Source organism: Gordonia paraffinivorans NBRC 108238 (genome assembly GCF_000344155.1).
GTDB lineage: Bacteria > Actinomycetota > Actinomycetes > Mycobacteriales > Mycobacteriaceae > Gordonia > Gordonia paraffinivorans.
Genome location: NZ_BAOQ01000035.1, coordinates 24,727 through 51,028 on the forward strand (window position 1 = coordinate 24,727; position 26,302 = coordinate 51,028).

25 protein-coding genes are annotated in these 26,302 nt (G+C 69.1%); 10 read left to right on the forward strand and 15 right to left on the reverse strand.

What is annotated here, in order from left to right; all coding sequences use genetic code 11:
• Window positions 1–78 precede the first annotated feature (78 nt).
• Genes GP2_RS16485 through echA20 form a run of 4 tightly spaced genes read right to left on the reverse strand, consistent with a single transcriptional unit; the run spans window position 79 to window position 3,647 of the window.
• Complete coding sequence (locus tag GP2_RS16485; protein WP_006901670.1) at window positions 79–1,179, reverse strand: NAD(P)H-dependent flavin oxidoreductase; 1,101 nt, start codon at window positions 1,177–1,179, stop codon at window positions 79–81.
• Window positions 1,176–1,955 carry a CoA-transferase subunit beta gene (locus tag GP2_RS16490; protein ID WP_006901671.1) on the reverse strand — a complete coding sequence of 260 codons (780 nt, stop codon included), beginning with the start codon at window positions 1,953–1,955 and terminating at the stop codon, window positions 1,176–1,178. The genes GP2_RS16485 and GP2_RS16490 overlap by 4 nt, the downstream gene beginning before the upstream one ends.
• Window positions 1,952–2,845: a CoA transferase subunit A gene (locus GP2_RS16495; RefSeq protein WP_006901672.1), complete on the reverse strand. Its 894-nt coding sequence runs from the start codon at window positions 2,843–2,845 to the stop codon at window positions 1,952–1,954. Before GP2_RS16495 ends, GP2_RS16490 begins: the two co-directional genes overlap by 4 nt.
• Before the next feature lies 1 nt (window position 2,846).
• Entirely contained in the window at window positions 2,847–3,647 is an 801-nt protein-coding gene (gene echA20 / locus GP2_RS16500; RefSeq protein WP_006901673.1) for a (7aS)-7a-methyl-1,5-dioxo-2,3,5,6,7,7a-hexahydro-1H-indene-carboxyl-CoA hydrolase, read from the reverse strand.
• 91 nt (window positions 3,648–3,738) lie between these two features.
• On the opposite strand from echA20, the gene GP2_RS16505 reads away from it, so the two are divergent.
• The 3 genes from GP2_RS16505 to GP2_RS16515 are packed head-to-tail and all read left to right on the forward strand — an operon-like array spanning window position 3,739 to window position 5,855.
• A complete protein-coding gene (locus GP2_RS16505; protein WP_006901674.1) occupies window positions 3,739–4,527 on the forward strand; it encodes an SDR family oxidoreductase in 789 nt (262 codons plus the stop codon).
• Window positions 4,528–4,573: 46 nt separating this feature from the next.
• The gene (locus GP2_RS16510) at window positions 4,574–5,470 is read left to right on the forward strand and encodes an SDR family oxidoreductase (protein WP_040527302.1); all 897 of its coding nucleotides are present in this window, start codon (window positions 4,574–4,576) and stop codon (window positions 5,468–5,470) included.
• Between the two features lie 10 nt (window positions 5,471–5,480).
• Complete coding sequence (locus GP2_RS16515) at window positions 5,481–5,855, forward strand: DUF8021 domain-containing protein (protein WP_006901676.1); 375 nt, start codon at window positions 5,481–5,483, stop codon at window positions 5,853–5,855.
• A 72-nt stretch (window positions 5,856–5,927) separates the two neighbouring features.
• Here GP2_RS16515 and GP2_RS16520 read toward each other — a convergent pair whose 3' ends face one another.
• Window positions 5,928–6,584: a GNAT family N-acetyltransferase gene (locus GP2_RS16520; RefSeq protein WP_006901677.1), complete on the reverse strand. Its 657-nt coding sequence runs from the start codon at window positions 6,582–6,584 to the stop codon at window positions 5,928–5,930.
• A gap of 144 nt (window positions 6,585–6,728) precedes the next feature.
• Between GP2_RS16520 and fadD8 the strand changes: the two genes are divergently transcribed.
• On the forward strand, window positions 6,729–8,375 hold the full coding sequence (fadD8, locus tag GP2_RS16525; RefSeq protein WP_006901678.1) for a fatty-acid--CoA ligase FadD8: 1,647 nt from the start codon (window positions 6,729–6,731) through the stop codon (window positions 8,373–8,375).
• Window positions 8,376–8,489: 114 nt separating this feature from the next.
• Here fadD8 and GP2_RS20980 read toward each other — a convergent pair whose 3' ends face one another.
• From GP2_RS20980 to GP2_RS16540, 3 genes are all read right to left on the reverse strand, one after another.
• A complete protein-coding gene (locus GP2_RS20980; protein ID WP_006901679.1) occupies window positions 8,490–10,223 on the reverse strand; it encodes a vWA domain-containing protein in 1,734 nt (577 codons plus the stop codon).
• Between the two features lie 89 nt (window positions 10,224–10,312).
• Complete coding sequence (locus GP2_RS16535; protein WP_006901680.1) at window positions 10,313–10,813, reverse strand: nitroreductase family deazaflavin-dependent oxidoreductase; 501 nt, start codon at window positions 10,811–10,813, stop codon at window positions 10,313–10,315.
• Window positions 10,814–10,817: 4 nt separating this feature from the next.
• Window positions 10,818–11,981 (reverse strand): steroid 3-ketoacyl-CoA thiolase, encoded by a 1,164-nt coding sequence (locus tag GP2_RS16540; RefSeq protein WP_006901681.1) that lies wholly within the window; start codon window positions 11,979–11,981, stop codon window positions 10,818–10,820.
• Window positions 11,982–12,324: 343 nt separating this feature from the next.
• Between GP2_RS16540 and GP2_RS16545 the strand changes: the two genes are divergently transcribed.
• From GP2_RS16545 to GP2_RS16555, 3 genes are all read left to right on the forward strand, one after another.
• A complete protein-coding gene (locus tag GP2_RS16545) occupies window positions 12,325–13,647 on the forward strand; it encodes a cytochrome P450 (RefSeq protein ID WP_006901682.1) in 1,323 nt (440 codons plus the stop codon).
• Window positions 13,644–14,093: a nuclear transport factor 2 family protein gene (locus GP2_RS16550; protein WP_006901683.1), complete on the forward strand. Its 450-nt coding sequence runs from the start codon at window positions 13,644–13,646 to the stop codon at window positions 14,091–14,093. The genes GP2_RS16545 and GP2_RS16550 overlap by 4 nt, the downstream gene beginning before the upstream one ends.
• Before the next feature lie 247 nt (window positions 14,094–14,340).
• On the forward strand, window positions 14,341–14,889 hold the full coding sequence (locus tag GP2_RS16555; protein WP_040527308.1) for a carboxymuconolactone decarboxylase family protein: 549 nt from the start codon (window positions 14,341–14,343) through the stop codon (window positions 14,887–14,889).
• A gap of 174 nt (window positions 14,890–15,063) precedes the next feature.
• Here GP2_RS16555 and GP2_RS16560 read toward each other — a convergent pair whose 3' ends face one another.
• Genes GP2_RS16560 through GP2_RS16570 form a run of 3 tightly spaced genes read right to left on the reverse strand, consistent with a single transcriptional unit; the run spans window position 15,064 to window position 18,319 of the window.
• The gene (locus tag GP2_RS16560; protein ID WP_006901685.1) at window positions 15,064–16,242 is read right to left on the reverse strand and encodes a thiolase family protein; all 1,179 of its coding nucleotides are present in this window, start codon (window positions 16,240–16,242) and stop codon (window positions 15,064–15,066) included.
• The gene (locus GP2_RS16565; protein ID WP_006901686.1) at window positions 16,242–17,288 is read right to left on the reverse strand and encodes a thiolase family protein; all 1,047 of its coding nucleotides are present in this window, start codon (window positions 17,286–17,288) and stop codon (window positions 16,242–16,244) included. Before GP2_RS16565 ends, GP2_RS16560 begins: the two co-directional genes overlap by 1 nt.
• A complete protein-coding gene (locus GP2_RS16570; RefSeq protein ID WP_006901687.1) occupies window positions 17,288–18,319 on the reverse strand; it encodes an OB-fold nucleic acid binding domain-containing protein in 1,032 nt (343 codons plus the stop codon). The genes GP2_RS16565 and GP2_RS16570 overlap by 1 nt, the downstream gene beginning before the upstream one ends.
• 94 nt (window positions 18,320–18,413) lie before the next feature.
• Between GP2_RS16570 and GP2_RS16575 the strand changes: the two genes are divergently transcribed.
• Complete coding sequence (locus GP2_RS16575) at window positions 18,414–19,451, forward strand: LLM class F420-dependent oxidoreductase (protein WP_006901688.1); 1,038 nt, start codon at window positions 18,414–18,416, stop codon at window positions 19,449–19,451.
• Between the two features lie 118 nt (window positions 19,452–19,569).
• On the opposite strand, the gene GP2_RS16580 is transcribed toward GP2_RS16575, so the two are convergent.
• Window positions 19,570–20,571: a TIGR03617 family F420-dependent LLM class oxidoreductase gene (locus GP2_RS16580; RefSeq protein ID WP_006901689.1), complete on the reverse strand. Its 1,002-nt coding sequence runs from the start codon at window positions 20,569–20,571 to the stop codon at window positions 19,570–19,572.
• 16 nt (window positions 20,572–20,587) lie between these two features.
• Complete coding sequence (locus GP2_RS16585; RefSeq protein ID WP_006901690.1) at window positions 20,588–21,412, reverse strand: crotonase/enoyl-CoA hydratase family protein; 825 nt, start codon at window positions 21,410–21,412, stop codon at window positions 20,588–20,590.
• 63 nt (window positions 21,413–21,475) lie between these two features.
• Between GP2_RS16585 and GP2_RS16590 the strand changes: the two genes are divergently transcribed.
• Window positions 21,476–23,101 carry an acyl-CoA synthetase gene (locus GP2_RS16590; protein WP_006901691.1) on the forward strand — a complete coding sequence of 542 codons (1,626 nt, stop codon included), beginning with the start codon at window positions 21,476–21,478 and terminating at the stop codon, window positions 23,099–23,101.
• A 30-nt stretch (window positions 23,102–23,131) separates the two neighbouring features.
• Complete coding sequence (locus GP2_RS16595; protein WP_006901692.1) at window positions 23,132–24,268, forward strand: NAD(P)H-dependent flavin oxidoreductase; 1,137 nt, start codon at window positions 23,132–23,134, stop codon at window positions 24,266–24,268.
• Between the two features lie 98 nt (window positions 24,269–24,366).
• On the opposite strand, the gene GP2_RS16600 is transcribed toward GP2_RS16595, so the two are convergent.
• Together GP2_RS16600 and GP2_RS16605 are read right to left on the reverse strand one after the other, a co-directional pair.
• Complete coding sequence (locus tag GP2_RS16600) at window positions 24,367–24,591, reverse strand: hypothetical protein (RefSeq protein ID WP_006901693.1); 225 nt, start codon at window positions 24,589–24,591, stop codon at window positions 24,367–24,369.
• A gap of 186 nt (window positions 24,592–24,777) precedes the next feature.
• The gene (locus GP2_RS16605) at window positions 24,778–26,289 is read right to left on the reverse strand and encodes a long-chain-fatty-acid--CoA ligase (protein WP_040527309.1); all 1,512 of its coding nucleotides are present in this window, start codon (window positions 26,287–26,289) and stop codon (window positions 24,778–24,780) included.
• Between the last annotated feature and the right edge of the window lie 13 nt (window positions 26,290–26,302).

Consider the following 26,302-nt stretch of genomic DNA (forward strand, 5'->3'; position numbering starts at 1 on the left):
CAGAATCGCGAGCTGGAACTCGCGATTCTGGAGCGAAGGTGCGATTTTGCTGGGGCCCGGCTCACCCCGATACCCGGGTCAGCCGAGGGAGGCGAGGACCTTGAGGCGCTCGTGGGCCTCATGCATGATCGACTGGATCAGCTCGTCACAGCTCGGCAGGTCCTCGATCATGCCGACCACCTGGCCCGACGCGAGGACACCCGCGCGGGTGTCACCCTCGACGAGGCCGGCCTTCAACAGCATCGGGGTGTTGCCGGCCATGATGACCTGCTGCCAGGTGCGCTCGCCCGACTTCTTCATCGAGAGGCCGTCCTTGAGCATGCTGGTCCAACGCATCCCGGTCATCTGCTTGAACTCGTTGGCGTTACGGGCAGCTGCGAACAGTGCCTTGACCGAGTTGCCGCTCTCCAGGGCCTCGACGAGCGGTGTCCGCAGCACCCGGTGCGGCATACCGTCGACCTTCACCGACACCACGGTGTCGTTGAGTCCGCGCTTGAGGTACTCCTGCTTCACCGAGTCGGGGACCGCCGAATCGGAGGTGAGCAGGAATCGGGTTCCCATCGCGACGCCCTGCGCGCCGTAGGCGAGCGCCGCGGCGAGGCCGCGACCGTCGAAGAAGCCGCCGGCAGCGACAACCGGCATGTCGATGTCCTTCTCCGCCAGGGCATCGAGGACCGACGGCAGCAGCAGGGTGGTGGCGACCGGGCCGGTGTGGCCGCCGCCCTCGCCGCCCTGCACGATGACCGCGTCCGCGCCCCACGACGCGACCTTCACCGCGTGCTTGGCCGCCCCGATCGACGGGATGACCACCACGCCGTGGTCCTTGAGCTTGGCGATCAGCTCCTGCTTGGGGGCCAGGGCGAACGACGCCACCTTGACGCCCTCGCGGATGAGCAGGTCGATCCGCTGCGGCGCGTCGGTCGCATCGGCGCGGATGTTGACGCCGAAGGGCTTGTCGGTCAGCGACTTCGTCTTGGCGATCGCCGCCTCGAGCTCCTCGTAGGTCATCGTCGCCGACGCCAGGATGCCGAGGCCGCCGGCGTTCGACGTGGCCGAGGTCAGCGACGGGCCCGACACCCAGCCCATCCCGGTCTGGACGATCGGGTACTCGATGCCGACGAGCTCGGTGAACGGGGTGCGCAGCGACGCCGCGCGCGCCGGTGTCGGTTGAGCGCTCATTTCACTTCCCTGTTGCGGATTCCCTTGGGGTCGAGCACGTCCCGGATGAGCGAGAGTTCCTCGGCCGTCGGCTGACGGGTCTCCGGCGCGTCGGCCAGGCCGGCGACCTCGAACCCGGTGTTCTCGGCCACCTCCTCGGCGGTGACCCCCGGATGCAGCGACAGCGCCCGCATGGTGTGGTCGGGGCCGCCGAAGTCGAAGACGCCGAGGTTGGTGACGACGCGGTGGATGTTCAGGTCGTCGAAGGCCGGGTTGTCCGGGTCGACCTTGTCGTACCCGACACCCGACACGATGTCGACCGACTCCCCGAAGACTCGGGAGGAGTGGCGGCCGACCCAGTAGCTGGTGGCGTGGTTGATGGTGTTCCCGGGAGCGCCGCGGACGCCGAACATCTGACGCGTCGGATGCTGCAGCGGCCCGAACGCCGAGAGGTTCTGGTTGCCGTGCCGGTCGATCTGATTGGCGCCCATGACCACATGGCGACGGCCCGACGCCACGACGTCGAACACCTTGCGGAACGGCATCCACCCCTCGATGGCGCCGGTCTTGCCGATCGGCGGGGTGTCGGCGAGGATCAGCGCCTCGCCGTCGGTGATCAGCAGATCGGGCTCGAAGGTCAGGCGAGCCAGTCGTGCGCCGAGCAGTGCGACCGGCGACATCGGCGACGCCATGATCTCCCCTGCGCCGCGGAAGATCTCGGCGCAGGAGACCACGCAGTACTCGGCGCGGGTGGCGGCCTCGGTGGACTCGGGCGCCTGGGTTTCTGCGGTGCTCACTGTCCGTCCTCCTTCTGGTCGTCCTGCCATGCGGCGACCTCGCGCTGATAGGTCTGCTCGTCGACCTCGAGGAACCTGCGCGAGAACGCCTTCCAGGCCTCGGGGTCCTTGGCCGACGCCACGTAGAACTGCTGGAACCTCTCGTCGCGCCCGTAGTCCCCGGCGAAGGTGAAGTGCGCCCCGTTCGGGGTGTGCACGACCCGGTCGACGTTCATGCGGTTGAGCAGGAGCCTTTGATGCGGAACGGATTTCACCAGGACCTCGGTCGATACGAGCTGATCGGTCTCGAGGTAACGACGCTCCGCGGCCGCGCAGTACAGATCGTCGAAGTACGGGTCGACCCCGGTGTAGGCGGCGTTGCCGTGGGCATCGGCCAGATCCAGGTGCACGAATGCGGCATCGAGTTTGAGCGCCGGCATGGCGATGAGTGTCTGGGTCCGGCCGTCGGGGTCGGGGTAGGGGGACTCGACGGTCTTGAGTTCGCCCTCCCAGAACTTCAGGACGTCGGAGCCGAGTCCGGCGCGGATGGGCAGGAAGGGGAGCCGGGCGGCGGCGGCCTCCAGGCCGCACTTGACCATGCCCTCGTCCATCTCGCGCACCTCGATCTCGCCGTTGGTGCGAGCCTTGGAGAACCACGGGTCGTAGAACGGCGCCGAGTCCAACGACACGAAGCCGTAGTAGGCGCGGCGGACCTTGCCTGCGGCACAGAGCAATCCGAGATCGGGTCCGCCGTAGGTCACCACGGTCAGATCCTTGACGTCGGATCGGGCGAGAGCGCGCACGAGCGCCATCGGCTTGCGGCGGGAACCCCAGCCGCCGATGCCGATCGTCATCCCGTCGCGGAGTTCACCGATGACGTCGTCGAGGGTGCTGGTCTTGTCGGTCGGCATGTCAGGCGTGTCCTCCGTTGGTCGAGGCTGTCGATCCGGACTTGGCTTCGGCCAGCGGCTTCCCGGTGGCGACGAAGGCGTCGCGGTGCTCGTCGGCGACGCCGGCGAGGTTGAGCTCGAAGGTGTAGCCCTGCTCGAGGCGGTAGCTGGCCTTCACGTCGACCGGGTCGATGTTGTTGATGGCCTCCTTGGCCGCGCGGATGACGCGGGTGTCCTTGGCGGCGATCTCGCCGGCGACCTCCATCGCGGCGTCGAGCAACTGCTCGCGCGGGACGACGCGGTAGACGGAGCCGAAATGCTCGAGCTGCTGGGCGGTGACGTTCTTCGCGGTGAAGTACAGGGTCCGCATCAGGTGCTGCGGGACCAGGCGCGCGAGATGCGTTGCGGCGCCGAGGGCTCCGCGATCGACCTCGGGCAGGCCGAACACCGCGTCGTCGGAGGCGACGATGACGTCGGCGTTGCCGACCAGGCCGACGCCGCCGCCGACGCAGAACCCGTTGACCGCGACGACCACCGGGACCGCGCAGTCGTAGACGGCGGCGAACGCCGCGGCGCACCCGCGGTTGGCGCCGATGAGGGCGTCGTATCCCTCGGTGGCCTGCATCTCCTTGATGTCGACCCCGGCGTTGAAGCCGCGGCCCTCGGCGCGCAGGACGACGACGTGGGTCGCCGGGTCGTTGCCGGCGTCGGTGATCGCGTCGGCGAGTTCGAACCATGCGGCCGACGGCAGGGCGTTGACCGGCGGATAGTCGACCGTGACGGTGACGATGCCGGTTTCGGTACGTGTCGTGGTGATCGGCACGCGTGCTCCTCTCGTCGCTGCTTGGGGCAACCACGGCGGCTGCACAAGCACTGACCAAGCAAGTGCTTGGTTGTTTGGTAGGGTAGCACCCATGCAGACGCAGTCACAGGTCGAGTTGGGCCTGGCCGGGAAGGTCGTGCTGGTCACCGGGGGTGCGCGCGGTGTCGGCGCCGGGATCACCCGGGTGCTGGCGTCGGCGGGTGCCGTGCCGGTCATCTGCGGCCGCAATCCCGACAGCCTCGCCGAGGACCTCCGCGACGTCGCCTTCGTCTCGTGCGACGTGCGCGACGCCGGCGCCGTCGAGGCGATGATCGCCGAGATCGTCGACCGCAACGGGAGGATCGACGGCGTGGTGAACAACGCCGGCGGTTCGCCGTTCGCGCTGGCGGCCGACGCCTCGGTGCGGTTCGCGAGCAAGATCGTCGACCTCAACCTGCTGGCGCCGCTGGCCGTGGCCAAGGCGGCCAACGCGGTCATGCAGGAGCAGGCCGACGGCGGGGCGATCGTCAACGTCTCGAGCGTCAGCGGCCACCGGCCCTCGCCTGGGACGTCGGCCTACGGCGCGGCGAAGGCGGGCCTGGACAACCTGATGACCTCGCTGGCCGTCGAGTGGGCGCCCAAGGTGCGGGTCAACTCGGTGGTCGCCGGTCCGGTCCTCACCGAACAGTCGCACCTGCACTACGGCGACGACGAGGGGGTGGCGGCGGTCGGCGCCACCATCCCGATGGGCCGGCTCGCGACGCCCGCCGACGTCGGCAACGCCGTCGCCTTTCTGTTGTCGCCGCTGGCCGGATACATCAGCGGGTCGACGCTGACCGTCCACGGGGGCGGGGAGAAGCCCGCATTTCTCGACGCCGCGACGGCGGGCAACTCCGTCTAGACGTCCGGCGAGCCACCGATTCTTCGCAGTTCAGAAAGGAAACACCTTGAGTAGCAAGTCGAATGAGGGTCGAGTGGCCATCGTGACCGGTGCCGGGCAGGGGATCGGCCGCGCGCACGCGCTCGCCTTCGCCGCCGACGGCGCCAAGGTCGTCGTCAACGACTACGCCCAGGACCTGGCCGATCAGGTCGTCGACGAGATCCGCGCCGCCGGCGGGGAGGCCGTCGCGCAGGTCGGCGACGTCGCCGAGTGGGCGAACGGCGAGGCGATGGTGACCGCCGCCCTCGACAACTTCGGTCGCCTCGACATCCTGGTCAACAACGCCGGCTTCGTCCGGGACCGGATGCTGGTGTCGCTGTCGGAGGACGAGTGGGACGCCGTCGTCCGTGTGCACCTGAAGGGGCACTTCGTCGGGTTGCGTCACGCCGCGGCGTACTGGCGGGCCGAGGCCAAGGCGGGCCGCACCCCGGTCGCCCGGATCGTCAACACGAGCTCGGGCGCCGGTCTCTACGGTTCGATCGGCCAGGGCAACTACGTCGCCGCGAAGGCGGGCATCGCCGCACTCACCGTGCAGGCGGCCGCCGAACTCGGTTCCTACGGCGTCACCGTCAACGCGATCGCGCCGGCGGCGCGCACCCAGATGACCCTGGGCGCCGGCGAGGCGATGGCCGCCCAGATGGCGCCGCCCGCCGACGGGTCGTTCGACGTGATGGACCCGGCCAACGTCTCGCCGCTCGTCGTCTGGCTCGGTTCGCCGGAGGCGGGCTCGGTTACCGGCCGGGTCTTCGAGATCGAGGGCGGCAAGATCTCGGTCACCGACGGCTGGCAGCGAAGTGTCGAGCGGGACAAGGGCGCTCGGTGGGAGGTCGCCGAACTCGGTCCGGTGGTCGAGGAGATCGTGGCCAAGGCGCCGGTCCCGATGCCGGTCTACGGCGCCCGGTGACCGGTCCGCGGTGACCGCTTCACGGCGAGACGAGGAACTCCTGGCGGCGGCCAGGGCGTACGTCGACGCCCTGGTCAGCCACGATCCCTCCGGGGTGTCGCTGCATCCGGACTGCACGCGCGTCGAGTTCGGCCTGAAGACCGGTCGCAACGGGCCGCACATCGCGCGCAGCCTCGCACGCGGACCGCAATTCCGTGTGATCCACCGGATCTCGGACTTCACGGCCACCGTCGACGGCCACACCGTCTCCACGCGGTACGTCGTGCACGTGCGGCCGAAGGCCCTGAAACTCGGCGCGGAGGTGTCGGAGACCTTCGTCGTCGACGACGAGAACCGGATCCGCGCGATCGTCGCCCGGTTCGGCCTGCCGCGCCGACAGCACTAGCCGCACAAGCCGCGCGGAAACGAATACGTCCACCACCCCGAGGGGCGGTGGACGTCTTCGTCGGACGGGGCGTCAGGCCGACGGGGCGCGCACGACCAGGTGCACGCCGGGGAAGTATCCGGCCATCTCCGACCGCGACTTCCGCAGGGCCGCAATGCCGTAACCGCGCTTGCGATGCTCCGGGTGGATCCAGATGCGCAGGTCGACCTCGCCGTCCTTGAGCTCGCCGAACACCAGGCCGACCTTGGAATCGCCGTCGGTGGCCACGAGCCACACGGCCTCTTCGGCATCGACGCGGTCGGTGGCCGCCTTGATCTCGGCGGTGACGTCGCCGGCCGGCGCGCCCGAACCGTCGCCGGCGGTGCCGATGTCCTCGGTCCGCAGCGCGAACAGCTCGGCGTCGGCCTCCGGGTCGAACGGACGCAGCTCGAGGGTGTCGCCGCTGCTGGCCGGACGCTGCGCCAGGGTGAAGGTGATCTCGTTGTTGAGATCGTCGAGCTCGGCCTGGTTCTTGCGGCGCTCGTCCTTGGTCAGCTGCTTGAGCTTCATGTCGAGGATCGCCTCGGCGCCGAGCTGGGACTTGCCGAGCAGATCGGCGATCGCGGAGACGGCCTCCGCGTGGTTCTCCGCGTCGACGATGGCGTCGAGGACCTCGTGTCGACGCTCCAGGGCGGTGAGCAGGGCGTCGGCGATGTCGCGGCGGGTGGTGGCCAGGTCGAGATCAGTCATGGACCGATCCTAGGTCAACTCAGGTCCCGGCGGGTATCGGTCGGCGCGCCGGAAGCGGCGGACTTAGAACAAGTTCTATGGATCAGAACCGCAATTTTCGTGGGAGTTCTTTCCTGGATCTGTAACACGTCCTAGTCTTGGGGCATGACGAACGAGGGAACGACGACCGCACCGACCGACTTCGATCACCTCCGCGGCGGGACGCACATGGGCGACCTGATGGTCGCCGCGCTCAAGCGTCACGCCAAGCGCACGGTGTTGTCACTCGGGGAGACCGAGATGACGGGCGGGGAGATGGCGGACGCGATCAGCCGGTACATCCAGGCCTTCGAGAGCGTCGGCGCCGGGACCGGCACCGCGGTGGGGCTGCTGTCGCTGAACCGTCCCGAGGTGTTGTTCGTCATCGGCGCCGGGCAGACGCAGGGCTGGCGCCGCACCGCGCTGCACCCGCTCGGCTCGCTCGACGACCACGCCTACGTCCTCAACGACGCCGGGGTCTCGACGCTCGTCATCGACCCGGTCCCGATGTTCGTCGAACGTGCCGCCGCCCTGTTGGACCGGGTCCCCGGCCTCAAGCAGATCCTCACGCTCGGCCCGGTGCCCGAACAACTCGCCGCCCATGGTCGCGACATCATCGCCGAGGCGGACAACTTCGAGCCGAAACCGCTTGTCGCCGCGCATCTCCCGCCGGATCACGTCGTGTCGATCACCTACACCGGCGGCACCACCGGCAAGCCCAAGGGCGTGATCGGCACAGCTCGCGCGATGGCGACGATGACGCAGATCCAGCTCGCCGAGTGGGAGTGGCCGGAGCATCCGCGGTTCCTGCTCTGCACCCCGTTGTCGCATGCGGGCGCCGCGTTCTTCATCCCGACCCTGATGAAGGGCGGGTCGATGGTCGTGCTCTCGAAGTTCGACCCCGCCGAGGTGCTGCGCATCATCGAAGAGCAGAAGATCACGGCGACGATGCTCGTGCCGTCGATGCTCTACGCGCTGCTCGATCATCCCGACTCGCGGACCCGCGACCTGTCGTCGCTGGAGACCGTGTATTACGGTGCGTCCCCGATCAATCCGGTCCGCCTCGCCGAGGCCATCGAGCGATTCGGCCCGATCTTCGCCCAGTACTACGGCCAGTCCGAGGCCCCCATGGTCATCAGCTACCTCGCCAAGGACGACCACCCGGGTCCGGGCGAGGACCAGCGCCGGCTCTCCAGTTGCGGCAGGCCGTCGGCGTTCCTGCGCACCGCGCTGCTCGGTCCCGACGACAAGCCGGTCCCGCAGGGTGAGCCGGGCGAGATCTGCGTCGCCGGGCCACTTCTCGCCGGCGGTTACCTCGGCCTGCCGGAACAGACCGCCGAGACCTTCCGCGACGGCTGGTTGCGCACCGGCGACGTCGCGCGCGAGGACGAGGACGGCTTCTGGTACATCGTCGACCGCACCAAGGACATGATCGTCACCGGTGGCTTCAACGTGTTCCCGCGCGAGGTCGAGGACGTCGTCGCCGAACATCCCGCCGTCGGCCAGGTCGGCGTCATCGGCGTGCCCGACGAGAAGTGGGGCGAGGCGGTCACCGCGGTGGTGGTGCTGCGCCCAGACGTCGACGCCGACGACGCGGCCAAGGAGCGGATCACCGCGGAGATCCAGCAGGCCGTCAAGGACCGCAAGGGCGCGGTGCAGTCGCCCAAGCGGGTCATATTCGCCGAGTCGTTGCCACTCACCGCACTCGGCAAGCCGGACAAGAAGGCGTTGCGCGCCCAGTACTGGGCCGGTTCCGAGCGCGGGGTCGGTTAGGGGTCGAGTCCTCGCTCACGACTTCCGTTCCCGCTCACGCATATCGGGTGAGCGGGAACGGAAGCGGTGAGCGGAACCGGCCGGTTGCTCGGGTCGGCGTCGGACCGGTCGGTCTCACTGCGCGGCGGGCCGGTAGATCTTCGTGACCTTCGTCGGCGTCGCCGTAGCGGCGGGCGGACCGGCCCAGACGGTCCAACCGGAGCCCGACTTGTCGAAGAGCTCCTCGGACTCCGGGTCCTGGTAGACGATCAGATCCGATCCGGAGGATCGCTTGCAGCCGTAGGAGTAGAGGAAGCCCTGCGGCTGAGGCGAGAACGCGCCGCCGAGGATCGCCGCGCACCGGCTTCCGTCCTCGAGTTCGAGTCCCCAGGGCCTGGATTCGGGGTCCGGGGCCGACAGCGTCGGCAGCCGGCCCGAGTACGAGTACGACCGAAGTTCGGTGACCCACGGCGAATGGGTGCACAGCAGTTGTGAACCCGACGGCCAGCACGCGCTGGCGGAGTCGACGGTGGCGCCGCAGTGGTAGACGCCGGTGGTCAGCGCGCCGATGGCGTGGGTGCAGTAGCCGACATCGTGGAAGGACCCGCGGGTCGACCCGACGCTGAACCCGTTGATCGGCCGCCCGGAGCCGTCGACGGCCACCACCTCGACCAGCTCGGGTCCGTCGCTCGTGTCGGAGGTCTTCGACGGCAGGCATCGGCACAGGATCACGGTCGTGACGGTGCCCTTGGCGATGGCGTCGGCGCCCTCGTAGCCGATGCGATAGGCGGTTCCGGACGCCTCGTCTGCGGTGAACACCGCCACCCCGTCGGCGTCCTCGAGCGGTTCGCCGTAGAGCTCGACCGCCCGTGAACCGGGGGTTCCGCGGGACACCCCGTCGATGGTGGTACCCGCGCTGCCCGGGGGGTCGCCGGGCGAGATCGACACGAGGACGTCGCCGTCGAAACCGTAGTCGCAGTCGAGCCACCGGTAGATCGTCACCCGGCCCTCGGCCCGGCCGGAGGCGGGGAAGGAGGGGTTCGTCGCCCGGATGTCGGCGAGGGTCGCGCCGATGTCGATGCCCGCCCGTCCGGTGGGGCTCAGGCGGCTCCGGGCCGCTTCGGCGTTCTGGGCCGCGGCGAGTCGCGAGCTGAGTTGGGCGGCGTTGTCGGCGGTGACGAACAGCCCGCCGCCCTTCTCGGCGACGCACACCAGCGACGGGTCGTCGGTGCGGAAGCCGACGGCGCTGATCGTCACGTCGGGATGTGAACGGTGGATGGCCTCGGCGGTGTCGCACGGCGGAGGTTCGCACGTCGACTCTCCGTCGGAGACGAGCACGATCGACGCGGGCTCGTCGGGGGACAACTGGGCCGCGGCCTTTTCCAGGGCGGCCGAGATCGGGGTGAAGCCCTGCGCTTTCAGCCCGGCGAGCGCCCGGTCGACCCCTTCGCGGTCGAGGGGGCCGAGGGGGACCAGCGTCGTGACGTCGGCACAACCGGTGGCCTGCGGAGTCGACGCGGCGGGCATCTGCGAGCCGAAGGCGACGACGCCGAACGGCGTCCCGTCGGGCAGACCGGTCGCCAGGGAGGTCACGGCGGCCCTGGCCGCGGCCAGTCGAGGCCCGGGGGCGTCGTCGGTGTTCATCGAGTCCGACGCGTCGAGGACGACCACGGTGGGCACCGGGTTGGGCTGCACGTCGCGCGCACCCGATGCGGCCCTACCGCTTCCGTCCACCTCGATCGCACAGCCGGCGGCGACGAGGCAGGTGGCCAGTGCGGCCGCGATCGTGAGGCCGCGACCGGCACGGCTGCGTGGTCGTCTTCCCGACGGTTGCGGAGGGTGGGCGCCGCCGAGCGTGTCCCGGAACATGGCGGAAATCTAGCAACGGATGCGCCCCGGCATCGGGTTCGGCGGGAAAGACCTTCGGTCGGACGACATTCCCCACGCGAGGAGAACGCCTACCGGCCCGCTCCACGTGGCTCGCAGATCACCACCGGGATCTTGCGGTCGGTCCATGCGGCGTAGGTGGCGTAGTCCTCGTAGACCTTCACCAGTTCGGGCCACAGCTCTTCGCGCTCGGCATCCGAGGCGGTGCGGGCGACGAGGTCGAAGGTCTTCTTGCCGAGCTGGATGGTGACCTCCGGGTTCTCGCGGAGATTCAGGTACCAGGCCGGATGTTTGGCCGAGCCGCCCTGCGACGCGACGACGACGAAGGTGTCGCCCTTGCGCAGGTAGATCAGCGGCGCGGTACGGGGCTGACCGGACTTGCGGCCGATGGTGGTCAGCAGGCACACCGGTGCGGGCTTCTTGAGGCCCGCACCGATGCGCCAGGTCTCACCGACCCGACCGCCGGTCGCCTTGTAGACCGCGGTGTGCGCTCGCGACCCCAGCTTGATGATCTTGCTGACGATGGGCGAGTCGAGCTGCTTCGGCTTGTTGTTCGGGTCGATGAGAGGCATGGGTTCAGATCCGTTCGAGGATGGTTCCGGTGGCCATGGCGCCGCCCGCGCACATCGTGATGAGTGCGGTCTGGCCGTCGCGACGCTCGAGTTCGTGCAACGCGGTGGTGATCAGGCGCGAGCCGGTGCTGCCGACCGGGTGGCCGAGGGCGATGGCGCCGCCGTTGACGTTCACCCGGTCCATGTCGGCGTCGTGCACCTGCGCCCAGCTGAGGACCACCGATGCGAACGCCTCGTTGATCTCGACGATGTCGATGTCGGACAACGACATCCCGGACTTGGCCAGCACGCGCTCGGTCGCCTGGACCGGGCCGTCGAGGTGGTAGTGCGGCTCGGCGCCGACGAGCGCCTGCGCCTTGATGCGGGCGCGCGGCGTCAGTCCGAGCTCGCGTGCCCTCGTCTCGTCCATGATCAGGATCGCGGCCGCGCCGTCGGAGATCTGTGACGACGTGCCGGCGGTGTGGATGCCGCCCTCGACGACCGGCTTGAGCGCGGCGAGCGACTCGAGGGTGGTCTCGCGCAGGCCCTGGTCGCGGGTGACGTCGAGGATCTTGCCGGTGAACTCGCCCTCCTTGGTGCGCTCGGGCGCCTTGACGGAGAGGATCTCGCGGTCGAAGCGGCCCTCGTCCCATGCCTGCTTGGCGAGACGCTGGCTGCGCTCGCCGAGCGCGTCGACGTCGGCGCGGGTGATGCCGCGGCGCTGGGCGATCCGCTCGGCCGCCTCGAACTGGTTGGGGAGATCCACGTTCCACGAATCCGCGTGGTACGGGCCGGCATTGGTGCCCACGTTGGCGCCGAGCGGAACCGTCGACATCGTCTCGACGCCGCAGGCGACGCCGATCTCGATGGCGTCGGTGGCGATCAGCCCGGCGATCAGGTGGTTGGCCTGCTGCGCCGAGCCGCACTGCGCGTCGATGGTCGTCGCGCCGGTGCCCTCCGGCAGTCCCGCCGACAGCCACGCCTTGCGGGTGACGTTGCCGGCCTGCGAGCCCGCTTGGGTCACGCAGCCGCCGATGGCCTGCTCGACGAGGGCCGGGTCGATGCCGGCCTTCTCGAGGAGCCCGCGCTGCGTGAGGCCGAGCAGCTCCTCGGCATGAAGACCCGACAGCCAGCCCGCACGCTTGCCGATCGGCGTACGCACAGCTTCCACGATCACCGGAACGCCCATTCCCACTCCTTCGTCAGCCGGCGGACCCGGTCCGCCATCCTCGGGGCACGGCTCGTCGACGGAGGTGCCGAGGCCGTGCATCCAAACTAGAACATGTTCTATGTTTGCGTCCATGACCGGCCGATTCGAGCGTTCGGACGCGGGGCGTCCGACGGGGTGGAGCCTCCTCGGGGCGAGGGTCGCGACGAACTGATTGTGACAGGTTCGATGCCAGATGTCGCAGGTGAGCCACGGTTTGTCCAGTGAAAACTAGAACGAGTTCTCATCGGGGGATGTCGCTTGTGTCACAATGTGGTCTAATGAATTTGAAACAGGTTCTAAATCTCCAGCGAGGTGGTGTGACGTGACCCAGGCCCAGAGTGCCCCGATCGGCAGTGAGCCGACGACGGCGGATTCTGCGCACGTGAGCCCTTCCGACGACACTGTCGAGAAGGCCGCGTTCATGGAGCAGGAGGGATGGGACTTCACCAACCCCGACCTGCTCGAGCAGGGCCTCCCCGTGAAGGAGTTCGCGCAGTTGCGCAAGACCGCCCCGGTCTGGTGGAACGCGCAGCTTCCCGGCAAGGGCGGCGGTTTCCACGACGGCGGATACTGGGTGATCTCCAAGCACGCTCACATCCGCGAGATCTCCAAGAACAACGACGACTGGGAGACCAACGCCAACGGCGTGATCATGCGCTTCGAGGACGACATGTCCCCCGAGCAGATCGAGATCACCAAGGCGCTGCTGATCAACCACGATCCGCCGGAGCACACCCGCCTGCGCAAGCTCGTCTCCAAGCTGTTCACCCCGCGTGCGGTGCACTCGCTGGAGGAGAAGCTCGACGCGGCGGCCCGCGAGATCGTGACCCGTGCGGCGGAAAAGGGCAGCGGCGACTTCGTCAAGGACGTCGCCGTCGACCTGCCGCTGCTGGCGATCGCCGATCTCCTCGGAGTTCCCCAGGAGGACCGCGAGAAGCTGTTCAACTGGTCGAACTCGATGATGAACGCCGACGATCCGGACTACGACACGGATCCGCAGCAGGCCAACGCCGAGATCCTCGGCTACGGCTACCAGATGGCCGAGGAGAAGCGCCGCAACCCGGGTGACGACATCGTCACCACACTGGTCAACGCCGACATCGACGGCCAGTCGCTCGACGAGACCGAGTTCGGCTTCTTCTTCATCCTGCTGACCGTCGCGGGCAACGAGACCACTCGCAACGCGATCAGCCACGGCATGAACGCTTTCCTCGACCACCCGGATCAGTGGGAGCTGTTCAAGCGTGAGCGTCCGGCGACCGCGGTCGACGAGATCGTCCGCTGGGCGACACCGGTGAACTGCTTCCAGCGAACCGCCAAGCGCGACACGCAGATCGGCGGGGTCGACATCAAGAAGGGCCAGCGCGTCGGCCTGTTCTACGGTTCGGCCAACTACGACGAGGACGTCTTCGAGGATCCGTTCACCTTCAACATCCTCCGCGACCCGAACCCGCATGTCGGCTTCGGCGGCAACGGCGCACACTTCTGCGTCGGCGCCAACCTCGCGCGCATGGAGATCAACCTGATGTTCAACGCGCTCGCCGACATCGTCCCCGACATCACCAAGGTCGCCGCGCCGCGTCGTCTCCGCCACGGGTGGATCAACGGCGTCAAGGAACTGCGCGTCGACTACGGGACGAAGTGACCGCGACCGATCCGACGCCGGCCTACCTCGGCATCGACCGCGAGAACCATCCCGCGGTCGTCGCGGGCCGGCGCTCGCGGGAAGCGGTGGAGGTCCGGGACAAGCAGGCGTGGCTCGACAACTTCGCGGCCGACGCCATCGTCCAGGACCCGGTCGGCCCCTCGATGTTCGACCCGGAGGGTGTCGGATTCCAGGGGCGCGAGCGGATCTCGGAGTTCTGGGACAAGTCGATCGCGAACACCGAGCGCATCGACTTCCAGTTCGACGAGGAGATCATCTGCGGCAACGAGGTCGCCTACATCGGCAAGATCGTGACCCATATCGCGGGGCACATCTCCGAGGCGCGGGGTGTCTTCACCTACCGCGCCGACGATGACGGGAAGCTGTCGGCATTGCGTGCCTACTGGGAGGTCGAGAAGACCATCAACTCGGTGCGCAAGGCCTGAGAGGGGTACAACTTCCATCCGCCGCGGGCGGGACGGGTCCACCACCCGTCCCGCCCGTGGTGTTTTCGGCTTCGGGCAGCGTTTTCGGGCGAAGCCGACTTCCTTCTCAACGACTGTGCGACCGCGGACAGGAGCGCACGATGGGGTGAGGACATCGGCGCGCACCACCCGCGCCCGCGGTGGGCCGGCCGATCATGGCGTCGTCCGGAGCCGGGTGTCGTCGGCGCGCCGGACGGGAGGGATGGACATGAGAGCACTGCAGCGAACCTGGGCGTACCTGCGCGCGTTCGGCCGGGCCAAACGCCATCGCACCGACCTCGCCCGGCATCTGGTGCGCCGGCCCCTGGTCGGCGGCGCGACTCTCGGGATGGAGACGGCGATGCTGCTGTCGAACAGGCTGGACCCGAAACTCAAAGAGCTCGCCGAACTCAAGGCGGCGGGCATGGTGAGCTGCGAGTTCTGCCTCGACATCGGGTCGGCGCTGGCGGTCGGCTCCGGGGCCACCGAGCGTCAGCTGCGGGATCTCCCGTCATACCGGCACTCCGACGCTTACGACGAGGTCGAGAAGCTGGTGATCGCTTTCGCCGAGGCGATGACGTCGACCCCGGCGATCGCCGACGACCTGGCCGAGGTGCGCCGACGACTGGAGGACCACCTGAGCGAGACGCAGATCGCCGAGCTGGCGATGGCCGTCGCCTGGGAGAACCAGCGGGCACGGCTCAACCAGTCGCTGGGGGTTCGCCCCACCGGGATGTCCGACGGCGCGGCCTGCGCTCTGCCCGAACGGATTTCGTAGGGGGCGAGGGCGACCCGACCCGGCGGCGAGGCGTCGGTCAGCACCTGGGAACACCGGCACACACGACATCGCCCGCGACGTCGGCCCGGATCGGCGACCCTAGATGAGGTCGCCGATCCGAACCGACGTCGCGGGCGATGTCGATTCGGCGTCTGCCCCGGGCGGGGAGGCGGGTCAGTGCTGCGGCTTGTCCGCTCCGACGAGCCACATCGAGAAGTACTGGGAGCCACCGCCGTAGGCGTGACCGAGGGCCTTCCGGGCGCCCTCGACCTGGTGCGCACCCGCCTTGCCCATGACCTGGATCGCCGCCTCGGCGAACCGGATCATGCCCGACGCGCCGATCGGATTCGACGAGAGCACACCGCCCGAGGCGTTGAGCGGGATTCGGCCGCCGATCTCGGTCTCCCCGGCCTCGGTCAGCTTCCAGCCCTCACCCTCGGGCGCGAAGCCGAGGTTCTCCAGCCACATCGGCTCGAACCACGAGAACGGCACGTAGATCTCCGCGGCGTCGATCTCGTCGATCGGGCTGCTGATGCCGCCGGCCTTCCAGAGGGCCGCGGCCGCATCCCGGCCGGCCTGCGGGTTGACGACGTTGCGGTGCGCGTACGACAGCGGCTCGGTGCGCATGGCCGTGGCGTGAATCCACGCGACCGGGTTGCCGTCGGCCACCGCGGCGTCGGCGACCTGCTCGTCGCCGATCACGACCGCGCACGCGCCGTCGGACGACGGGCACGTCTCGTCGTAGCGGATCGGATCCCAGAGCATCTGGGAGCTCATGACCTTCTCGATGCTCTGGTCGGGCTGGTGGAGGTGCGCCAGCGGGTTGAGCGCGCCGTTGCGGCGGTCCTTCGCGGCGACCATGGCACCGATGTGCTCGGGTGCGCCGGACTGCCGGATGTAGGCGCGGATGTGGGGCGCGAAGTAGCCGCCCGCACCCGCGCCGACCGGCTTGGTGAACGGCACCGGGATCGACAGCGCCCACATGGCGTTGGACTCCGACTGCTTCTCCCAGGCGACGGCGAGGACTCGCTTGTGCACGCCGGCGAAGACCAGCGACGCCGCGACGTTGGCGGTCGAACCGCCGACCGACCCGGCGGTGTGCACGCGGATGAGACGTTTGCCGACCGCGCCGATCGCCTCGGCCATCGCCAGCTCGGGCATCATCGAACCCTCGAAGAGGTCGGGGGCCTTGCCGATGACGATCGCGTCGATGTCGTCGAGAGAGGTCTGGGCGTCGGCGAGCGCGGCGTCGATGGCCTCGCGGACCATGCCCGCCATCGTGACGTCGGAGCGCTTGGCGACGTAGCGGGTCTGGCCGGTGCCGATCACGGCGGCACGGTTGTTGTGTCCCATCAGTTCTGGCCTCCCGAATTGCGGCCACTCAGGGTGACCACCATGTTCTGTTGCAGCAGCGGGCCGCTCGTGGCGTGTGCGACGGCGGTCTCGGCGTTGCCGCTGAGGATCTCGTGCGCGGCGTAGCCGATGCGCTGCAGTCCCGCGGAGAACAGCGAGTTGCCCTTGAGCGCGCCGCCGGACGGGTTGATGCGCACCGAATCCGGGAGACCCAGCGCCTTGCGCACGATGATCTCCTGATGCGAGTACGGCGCATGGATCTCGGCGACGTCGACCGCGCGGTCGGAGTCCCCGAAGGCGGTGTCGGCGGCGAGCGACGTCGACGGGGAGACCGTGAGGTCCCGGGCGCCGAAGTTCGGGGAGTCGATGCGATGGTCCCAGCCGGTGATGAACGCCGGATTGGCCACCAGCTCACGGGCTTTGCGCTCGCTGGCGATCACGACCGCGGCCGCGGCGTCGGTGTACGGCGCGATGTCATGACGGCGCAGCGGATCGGCGACGTAGTCGGCGGCGAGCAGTTCGTCGACCGATCCGCCGAAGGTGCGGGCGCCGATCTCGGCCATGTCGGCCTCGGTCCAGGCGCCGGAGTCGATACCGGCGCGCGCCTGCAGCGCGGCCAGCGAACGGGCGTCGGGATGGAGCGGCGCGACCGTGTACGGGTCGGTCTGCAGTGCGAGCGTCTGATCGGCGTTGCCGGCGGTGGGCTTGCCGAAGCCGTAGGCCAGCGCCAGGTCGACCTCGCCGGTGGCGATCTTGACCCAGGCCTCGTACAGCGCCCAGGCGCCGTCCATCTCGACGTGCGACTCGTTGATCGGCGGCACGGCGCCGATCGAGTCGATCGCGGAGATGAACGAGAACGCGCGTCCGGCCAGATAATCGGACGATCCGCTGCACCAGAACTCGATGTCGGTGCGGGTGATCCCGAGCTCGGCGTAGAGCTTGTCGAAACACGGGATGAGCATCTCGACACCGTTGGTGGTGCCGTGCGTGCCCTCGACGTTGGGGCTGTGGGCGAACCCGATGATCGCGATCGGTGGCAGTGTCATCAGAGGTGGTCCTTGTAGGTCTCGTAGTCGGCGTCGGGCTCCCCGGTCGGCGCGAAGTGGCTGATGTTGCCGATCGAGTGCTCCCACTGGTCCTCGGGCAGCCAGACGGCCTTGACCCGCATGCCCATTCGGACGTCGGAGGCCTCACAGTCGAGGATCAGGTGCAGGAACGGGATGTCCGAGCCGTCGAGGAGCACGTAGGCGGCCACGTACGGCGGCTTGATCTTCTGACCCTGGAACGGGACGTTGACGATGCAGAAGGTCGTGACGATGCCGGTGTCGGGAAGCTCGACGTGCTCGACGGCGGGCGCGCCGTCGGCCGGACTCACCCCGCGCGGCGGGAAGTACACGCGTCCGGCGTCGACTCCCGACCCGATCCGGGTGCCGATGAGCTTGCCCTTCTTGAGGCCGTCGAGGTAGACCGACTCCTCCTCGGTGGCCGAGTGGGTGATCTCGGTGGTGATCGGCGTCTTGATGACGACGCGGCCCTCCTCGGCGCCCTTGATCTCGTCGCCGGTGTTCGCCGGCGCGGTCTCCGGGGTCTCGCCGGGCGCGAAGTACGCGATGTCGTCGATGCGGCCGGCGCGGGCGGCGCGGAAGACGGCGTGAACCCGCAGGCCGGTCGACATGTCCGCGGGCGAATCGACCGAAACCGCATGCAGCAGAGCGGTGTCCGCGCCGTCGAGGCGGATCAGCGCCCACGCGAACGGCTTGTCGAGCGGCTGGCCGGGCGACGGGGCGTCGTGCCACGTCCAGGTGGTCACGGTGCCGACGGTCGAGACGTCGACGATCTCGGTGGTCTGTGCTCCGGTGACGGGATCGAACTCGACCGGCGGCACGCTCACCTTGCCGTCGCTGCCCTTGGAGCCGACGATGCGGCCGTCGCGCAGTGCGAGCGCGAACCGACTGAGGACCGGACCCAGGGATCGCGTGTAGTCGAACGAGTTGATCAGTGGAGCGGTCAGGATGGGGGACTTCGGCTCGGGCACCTCGGCAACGGGACTGCCGGCGGCCGGAGACGTTACGCTCATGCTCACGTCTTCGAGTAGAACACGTTCTAGTATTGGACACAAGATGCATGTCAGGCCGCGGAACATGTTGCGGTCCGGCGAGAGGGGAGTGGCGATGAAGCTCGGTCTGCAGCTCGGTTACTGGGGCGCCGATCCGATCCCGGACGCGCCGGAGTTGATCGCGGCGGCCGAGGAATGCGGGTTCGACGCGGTGTTCACCGCGGAGTCGTGGGGTTCGGACGCGTACACGCCCTTGGCGTGGTGGGGCGCGGCCACCTCGCGGATCCGGCTGGGCACCGCGGTGGCCCAGCTGTCGGCACGTCCGCCGACCTCGCTGGCGATGCACGCGCTCACCCTCGACCACCTGTCCGGCGGCCGCCACATCATCGGGCTGGGGGTCTCCGGCCCGCAGGTGGTGGAGGGTTGGTACGGGCAGCCGTTCGCAAAGCCCTTGGCGCGCACGCGCGAATACGTGCAGGTGGTGCGCGACGTGCTGGCCCGGACCGACAAGGTGACCAACGCAGGCCCGCACTACCCGCTGCCGTACCCCGCCGACGCGCCGGGCGCGACGGGGCTCGGCAAGCCGCTCAAGCCGATCACCCATCCGCTGCGGGCCGACATCCCGATCTGGCTGGGCGCCGAGGGGCCGAAGAACGTCGCGCAGACCGCGGAGATCGCCGACGGGTGGCTTGCGATCTTCTTCAGTCTCGGTCTCGCCGAGCAGTACAACGCCTGGCTCGACGAGGGATTCGCGCGGCCGGGTGCGCGCCGGAGTCGCGAGGACTTCGAGGTCGCCGCGACCGTGCAGGTCGTCATCACCGACGACGTCGCCTCCGCCGTGGACCGCTACCGGCCGTCGACGGCGCTCTACGTCGGCGGAATGGGCGCCAAGGAGAAGAACTTCCACGCCGAGCTGTACAAGCGCATGGGGTACGGCGACGCCGTCGACGAGATCATGCACCTGTTCCTGAGCGGCAAGAAGCTCGAGGCGATCGCCGCGGTCCCCGACGAGATGGTTCGCGAGACGATGCTCGTCGGCACGGCCGACGAGGTGCGGGCGCAGATCAAGGAGTGGGAGGCGGCCGGCGTCACGATGCTGATGGTCACCGCGCGCGACGTCGAGACCATCCGGGAGCTGGCGACGCTGGTGTGAGCGCACCGCGTGTGCCCGAGCCCGCGCAGGACCGGCGCCTCGGGCACACGCGCGCGCGAGTCCTGCGAGACCGCATGCGAACCCGCGATCCGACGAGGCGCCGCGTGGGTATGCCGGCCTACTCCGCGAGGCTCTCCATGATCTCCGCGAGGGTCTCGTCGGCGAGCGGGAACGGCTGGTAGACCGCGACGTCGTCGGCGATGCCGTGCGCGCGGGCGCGGATGGTGGCGGCCACGTCGCGCGGGCTGCCGTGGGCGGCGATGAGCTCGAGGAGCCGGTCGTCGACGAGTCCCGCCATCTCGGCCCAGCGGCCCTGTTTGGACAGCAGGTTGAGTTCGGTCTGCAGATCGCCGTAGCCGTGCAGTTCGAGCACCGGGCGGTAGGCGGGCGTCGAGCCGTAGAAGGACAGCAGCCGTCGTGTGGCGGCCACCGACGTCTCGAACTCCTCCTCGGTGCGGCCGGTGGCGACGATGATCTCCGGCACCACCGCGAAGTCCTCGCGACGCCGCCCGGATGCGGCGAGCCCCGCGTCGACCCGGGGCAGGATGGATTCGCGGACGAACGCGTCGGAGGTGAACGGCATCACCAGCAGTCCGTCGGCGTGCTCGGCGACGGCGCGGGTCAGGCGCGGCCCCAGCGCGCCGACGAAGATCGGCGGCACACCATGAGGATTCGGGCCCGGGTTGAACATCGGCGTCATGAGCCGATGGGTGTAGAACTCGCCCTCGAAGTTCAGCCGCGTGCCGTTGTTCCAGGCGTCGAAGATCGCGTGCAGTGCGGCGACGAACTCCACCATCCGGTCGACCGGCCGCTCGAACGGCACCCCGAACCGCTTCTCGATCTGCGGGCGGATCTGGGTGCCCAGCCCGAGCGTGAAACGTCCCCCGCTGAGCAGCTGAAGGTCGTTGGCCTGATGGGCGACGGTGATCGGATTGCGCGGGAACGCGATGGCGACGTTCGTCATCAGCGCGACGTCGTCGACGGCGGCCGCGGCGAACAAGGGGCTGAAGACGTCGTGCGGGCCGTCGAACGTGAAGATGCCGTCGATCCCGACGTCTCGCAGCGCCCGGGCGCGTTCGGCCGCCTGCTGCGGCCCGAAGAGGGCGGTGTGGATTCTCACCGGGGTCCGGTGGTCCTCACTCGCCGGAGAACTGCGGGGCGCGCTTCTCGGCGAATGCCCGCGGTCCCTCCTTCGCGTCCTTCGACTTGAAGACGGAGACGCCGATCTTCGCGTCGATCTCGAAGGCGTCGAGCTCGTGCAGGCCCTCGGTGTCGCGGATCGTCTTGAGGATGCCCTGGACGGCCAGCGGGCCGTTCGCGGCGATCTGCTCGGCGAGTTCGAGAGCCTTGTCGAGGGCCTTGCCGTCCTCGACGACGTGCCCGATCAGTCCGTACTCCAGCGCCTCGCGGGCGGTGATGTGGCGGCCGGTCAGCAGGATGTCGCAGGCCACGGTGTAGGGGATCTGCCGCACGAGTCGGACGGCGCTGCCGCCCATCGGGTACAGACCCCAACGAGCCTCGGAGACGCCGAACTTCGCGCTCTCACCGGCGACGCGGATGTCGGTGCCCTGCAGGATCTCGGTGCCGCCGGCGATCGCGGGGCCCTCCACCGCGGCGATCAGCGGCTTGGTGAGGCGGCGCCCCTTCAGCAGAGCGGGCAGCGACGCGGGGTTCCACGCGCCGGAGTCCACGGTGTCGCCGGGGGCGCTCTTGTTCATGTTCTTCAGGTCCGCGCCCGCGCAGAAGTAGCCGCCGGCGCCGGTGAGGATCGCGACGCGGATGTCGGGATCGTTGTCGACCTGATCCCACGCCTCGGTCATGATCCGCATCATCTCGGTGGAGAGCGCGTTGCGGGCCTCCGGCCGGTTCATCGTGACGATGAGGACGTGGCCGCGCTTCTCGACGAGGCACTCGGGGGCCTTGTCGGTGGTGACGGACTCGGCGGGGGTGGCTGTGGTCATCACTGTCTCCGGGGTCGTCGTAGGCACTTGCCCAGAACGATAACACGTTCTAATTTTGGTGCCATGGCCTATACGATCGCCGATCTCATCGAGCATGCCGTCGACCTGGTTCCCGAGCGGGTCGCGCTGGAATCCGGCGATCGCGGCCGCACCTACGCCGAGCTCGAGGCGCGGTCCAACGCGCTCGCCCACAAGCTCCGCGAGCTCGGGGTGAAACCGGGCGATCGAGTGGGTCTATACAGCAGAAACACCATCGAGTCCGTCGAGGCGATGGTCGCCATCTTCAAGGCGCGCGCGGTGATGGTGAACGTCAACTACCGCTACGTCGAGCCGGAGCTCGAGCACATCTTCACCGACTCCGGCATGAAGGTGCTCATCCATGAGCGGCGGTACTCCGAGCGGGTCTGCAACACGTTACCGAAATCGCCTTCCATCGAACATCGGATCGCCATCGAGGACGGGTCGTCGGCGGACCTCTGCTGCGCGGGTCACGGAGACGCCATCCGCTACGAGGACGCGATCGCCGTGTCGCCGGCCGCACGCGACTTCGAGGAGCGGAGCAATGACGACCTCTACATGCTCTACACCGGCGGCACCACCGGGAAGCCGAAGGGCGTCGTGTGGCGGCAGGAGGACGTGTGGCGCGTCCTCGGCGGCGGAATCGACTGGTACACCAGCGAACCCGTGCCCGACGAGTGGCATCTCGCCCGCACCGGCGCCGAGGGCGGCCAGCTGGTGCGGTATCCGATCCCTCCGTTCATCCACGGCGGCTCGCAGTGGGCGGTGTTCCAGTCGCTGTTCGCCGGCGGAAAAGCGGTGGTGTACCCCGAGTTCAGCGGCCCGACGGCCTGGGAGGTCGTCGAGCGGCACAAGGTGAACGTCATCTTCATCACCGGAGATGCCATGGGACGCCCCATGATCGAGGCGCTGGGCGAGGGCAGGGAGTACGACCTGTCCAGCGTCGTGTCGATCGCGTCGTCGGCGTGCCTGTTCTCGCCGTCGGTCAAAGAGCAGTTCGTGGAGCGGTTCCCGAACGCGGTCATCGTCGACGCGATCGGGTCGTCGGAGACCGGCTTCGGCGGTCTCGGCATCGTGTCCAAGGGGACCCCGCACACCGGCGGCCCCCGGGTGAAGGCCGACAGCGAGACCCACGTGCTGCGCGAGGACGGAACCCCGGTGGAGCCCGGCAGCGGCGAGGTCGGCGTGCTCGCGAGGTCGGGGCACGTGCCGCTGCGCTACCACAACGACCCGGAGAAGTCGGCGAAGACGTTCAAGGTCTTCGACGGTGTGCGGTACTCGATACCGGGTGACCACGCGACGATCGAGGCCGACGGCACCATCACGATGCTCGGCCGCGGCTCGGTGTCGATCAACACCGGTGGCGAGAAGGTGTTCCCGGAGGAGGTCGAAGGTGCGTTGAAGGCGCATCCCGACGTGTTCGACACCGTCGTGGTGGGCGTCCCGGACGAACGCTGGGGGCAGCGGGTCGCCGCGGTGATCGCCGCGCGCGACGGGGCACGTCCCTCGCTGGAGAGCCTCAACGACGTGGTCCGCAAGGAGCTCGCCGGGTACAAGTGCCCGCGCAGCGTGTGGTTCGTCGACGAGATCAAGCGATCGCCCGCAGGAAAACCCGACTATCGATGGGGAGCGGCGGTCACCGCCGAACGACCCGCTGACGAAGCCCTGTAATGGCGCGCACGCGCCGGAAACGAGTGAGAGATGCGTACTGAACTGGCCGAGAAGTTCGGCATCGAATACCCGATCTTCGGGTTCACGCCCAGCCAGGATGTGGCTGCGGCGATCAGCCGGGCCGGTGGCCTCGGCGTGCTCGGATGTGTGCGGTTCAACGACCCCGAGGAGCTCGACGCCGTTCTCGAGTGGATGCACGAGAACACCGACGGCAAGCCGTTCGGCGTCGACGTCGTGATGCCGGCGAAGATCCCCACCGAGGGGTCGAAGGTCGACCTGCAGTCGATGATCCCGCCGGAGCACAAGGCCTTCGTGGAGCGCACCCTCGACGACCTCGGGGTGCCGCCGCTGCCGAACGGCGAGCGCGTCGACGCCGGCGTGCTGGGCTGGCTGCACTCGGTGGCGCGCTCGCACGTCGACGTGGCGATGGAGCACCGCCGCAAGTACGGCCAGATCAAGCTGATCGCCAACGCGCTCGGTTCGCCGCCGGCGGACGTCATCCAGACCGCCCACGACAACGGCGTCCTGGTCGCGGCACTCGCGGGAGCGAAAGATCATGCGCTGCACCACGTCGAGGCGGGCGTCGACATCGTCATCGCGCAGGGTTACGAGGGCGGCGGACACACCGGCGAGGTCACCTCGATGATCCTGTGGCCCGAACTCGTCGACGCGGTCGGCGACCGTGCGCCGGTGCTCGCCGCCGGCGGCGTGGGCAGCGGCCGGCAGATCGCCGCCGCCATCGCCCTCGGCGCACAGGGCGTCTGGATGGGCACCTACTGGCTGACGGCCGCCGAATACAAGCTCGGTGTGCCGGAGGGCTCGGACAAGCCGTCGACGGTGCAGCAGGCGCTGCTCAAGGCGACGTCGCGGGACACGGTGCGTCGCCGGATCTACTCCGGCAAGCCCGCACGACTGCTCAAGACTCGCTGGACCGACGCCTGGGATGCCGAGAACGCGCCCGAGCCGCTGCCGATGCCGCTGCAGAACCTGCTCGTCGCCGAAGCGCATGCGCGGATCTCCGCGGCCGACAACCCCGACGTCGTCGCGATGCCCGCCGGTCAGATCGTCGGGCGCTGTAACGCGATCACCCCGGTCGCCGACCTCATCGCCGACCTGGTCAGCGAGTACGAGGAGGCCGTCGCGCGGATGAACAAGACCCTGCGCTGAAACCCGCTGAACCACCACGTTTCGGTGGCGCCAACCCTGACATCAGGGGCTGCTCCACCGAAACGTGGTGGGTTCTCCGGAGTGGCGGGTTCGCGGGTTCAGGCTGCGAGCGCGGTCGCCCACACGTCGGTGCACAGGTAGTCGACGAGGAGGACGAGGCCCACGATCAGGAGTGCGGGGAGTGCCGAGGCGACCAGAGTCCGTCCCCACGGCCGTGTGCGACCAGACGGCAGGATGCACAGCCCGACGACCAGCGACGTGGTGCTGATGGTCAGGAAGGCCGCCAGCTGGTTCTCATCGAGTACCGCGGGAATCCCGATCATCGCCCACACCTGCGCGAGGACCGGCAGCGTCTGGGCCGCATAGGTGAGCTGACCCGGACCCCCGGTCGGACTCGTCGGCCGACGCGCGCGACGTGGACATCACTTCTCCTCTGGTGGACGCCCCACGTCAGTTCCGTGACGCGCCGGTCTCCACCGGCTGTCCACAGGTGCCGCCGCCGCGCCCGGTCAGCGGAATGTGCGACCCGCCCGCCGCCACGTGGGCGGCTCGTCGTTCTGCGCCAGCAGACGCTTGACCGTCTTGAACGTCGCGGTCTCGGGCAGCGCGTCGACGATGCGTACCCGATGCGGCCATTGCTTCGGGCCGAGGTCGTCCTGGGCGGCGAGGAACTCGCCGAACTCGGTCGGGTCGAGATCGCCGTCGGCGACGATGACAGCCTCGATCTCGTCGCCGATCTCCACCGGGATTCCATGCACGGCGACCTGTCGGATCGTGGGATGGCGCAGCAGGATTCGCTCGATGGGGCCGGTGCCGAGGTTCTCGCCGTCGACGCGCAGCCAGTCGCCGAGGCGTCCGGCGAAGTGCACGTAGCCGGCGTCGTCGACCCAGGCCAGATCGCCGGTGTGGTAGACGCCGCCGCGCATCCGGTCGGCGGTCGCGTCGGGATCGTTGTAGTAGCCGCTGAACAGGCCCGGCCCGGAGGAGTTGACGATCTCGCCGATCACCCCGGGCGGCACCGGCTCGCCGGTCTCCACGTCGACGACCGCGGTCGGCGGACGCAGGGGTCCCAGCGCGTCGTCGGGGGTGTCGAGGGTACGGGTGATCGCGACACCGCCCTCGGTGGAACCGAATCCGTCGACGACGCGGCAACCGAACCGCGCGGCGAAGCGCTGCCGGTCCACGGCCGACGCCTCGTTGCCGTACATGATCCGCAGCGAGCTCGACGCGTCGTCGGGATGCGGTTCGGTGGCGAGGATGTAGTTGAGCGGCTTGCCGACGTAGTTGGCGAAGGTGACGCCGTAGCGGTGCAGGTCGGCGACGAATCCACTCGCGGAAAATCTGCGGCGCACCACGATCGAGGCCCCGCCCGACACCGCGACGCTCCATCCGGCGATCATCGCGTTCGAGTGGAACATCGGCATCGACAGGTACACGACGTCGTCGGAGCCGATCCCGAATCGCTCGGCGAGCATCTGACCGCTGGTTGCGAAGGTCCGGTGCGTGCATCGCACCGCCTTCGGGTCGCCGGTGGTGCCCGAGGTGAATATCAGCATGAGCAGGTCGTCGGGCGTGGCCTCGACGACCTCTGCGGGATCGGACCGCCGCACCGCCTCCGACCACTCCGGTCCGTCGACGTCGACGACGCGGACCCCGGCGAGATCGAGATCGGCGATCAGGTCGCGGGTGTCGGTGCCGCACACCACGATCTGGCAATCCGACCGGGCGATGTCGGCGGCCAGCGCGGAGCCGCGACGGGTGGTGTTGAGTCCGACGAGGACGAGGCCGTGGCGGGCCGCCGCCGCGAACAACGCGCTGAACTCCGGGGTGTTCGGCAGCAGGACGCCGACGTGCGGCGGCCTGTCTCCGGACAGCCACCGGCGCAGGGCGCCGGCGCGGATCGCGGCATCGCGGAGATGCTGCGCCCACGGCGTGAACGAGCCCTCGAAGTAGACACCGCGGTCGGCGACGCCGGCCAGATCGGCCAGCAGGTCGGCGACGGTGGACCGCGGCGTCACCATGCTCGCCGGGACC

Excerpts from the sequence above, each read along its gene's own strand:
- GP2_RS16485 (WP_006901670.1), bottom strand. The coding sequence starts at position 1,179 with ATGAGCGCTCAACCGACACCGGCGCGCGCGGCGTCGCTGCGCACCCCG.
- GP2_RS16495 (WP_006901672.1), bottom strand. The coding sequence starts at position 2,845 with ATGCCGACCGACAAGACCAGCACCCTCGACGACGTCATCGGTGAACTC.
- GP2_RS16505 (WP_006901674.1), top strand. The coding sequence starts at position 3,739 with ATGCAGACGCAGTCACAGGTCGAGTTGGGCCTGGCCGGGAAGGTCGTG.
- GP2_RS16520 (WP_006901677.1), bottom strand. The coding sequence starts at position 6,584 with ATGACTGATCTCGACCTGGCCACCACCCGCCGCGACATCGCCGACGCC.
- fadD8 (WP_006901678.1), top strand. The coding sequence starts at position 6,729 with ATGACGAACGAGGGAACGACGACCGCACCGACCGACTTCGATCACCTC.
- GP2_RS20980 (WP_006901679.1), bottom strand. The coding sequence starts at position 10,223 with ATGTTCCGGGACACGCTCGGCGGCGCCCACCCTCCGCAACCGTCGGGA.
- GP2_RS16535 (WP_006901680.1), bottom strand. The coding sequence starts at position 10,813 with ATGCCTCTCATCGACCCGAACAACAAGCCGAAGCAGCTCGACTCGCCC.
- GP2_RS16540 (WP_006901681.1), bottom strand. The coding sequence starts at position 11,981 with ATGGGCGTTCCGGTGATCGTGGAAGCTGTGCGTACGCCGATCGGCAAG.
- GP2_RS16555 (WP_040527308.1), top strand. The coding sequence starts at position 14,341 with ATGAGAGCACTGCAGCGAACCTGGGCGTACCTGCGCGCGTTCGGCCGG.
- GP2_RS16560 (WP_006901685.1), bottom strand. The coding sequence starts at position 16,242 with ATGGGACACAACAACCGTGCCGCCGTGATCGGCACCGGCCAGACCCGC.
- GP2_RS16565 (WP_006901686.1), bottom strand. The coding sequence starts at position 17,288 with ATGACACTGCCACCGATCGCGATCATCGGGTTCGCCCACAGCCCCAAC.
- GP2_RS16570 (WP_006901687.1), bottom strand. The coding sequence starts at position 18,319 with ATGAGCGTAACGTCTCCGGCCGCCGGCAGTCCCGTTGCCGAGGTGCCC.
- GP2_RS16575 (WP_006901688.1), top strand. The coding sequence starts at position 18,414 with ATGAAGCTCGGTCTGCAGCTCGGTTACTGGGGCGCCGATCCGATCCCG.
- GP2_RS16585 (WP_006901690.1), bottom strand. The coding sequence starts at position 21,412 with ATGACCACAGCCACCCCCGCCGAGTCCGTCACCACCGACAAGGCCCCC.
- GP2_RS16590 (WP_006901691.1), top strand. The coding sequence starts at position 21,476 with ATGGCCTATACGATCGCCGATCTCATCGAGCATGCCGTCGACCTGGTT.
- GP2_RS16595 (WP_006901692.1), top strand. The coding sequence starts at position 23,132 with ATGCGTACTGAACTGGCCGAGAAGTTCGGCATCGAATACCCGATCTTC.
- GP2_RS16600 (WP_006901693.1), bottom strand. The coding sequence starts at position 24,591 with ATGATCGGGATTCCCGCGGTACTCGATGAGAACCAGCTGGCGGCCTTC.
- GP2_RS16605 (WP_040527309.1), bottom strand. The coding sequence starts at position 26,289 with ATGGTGACGCCGCGGTCCACCGTCGCCGACCTGCTGGCCGATCTGGCC.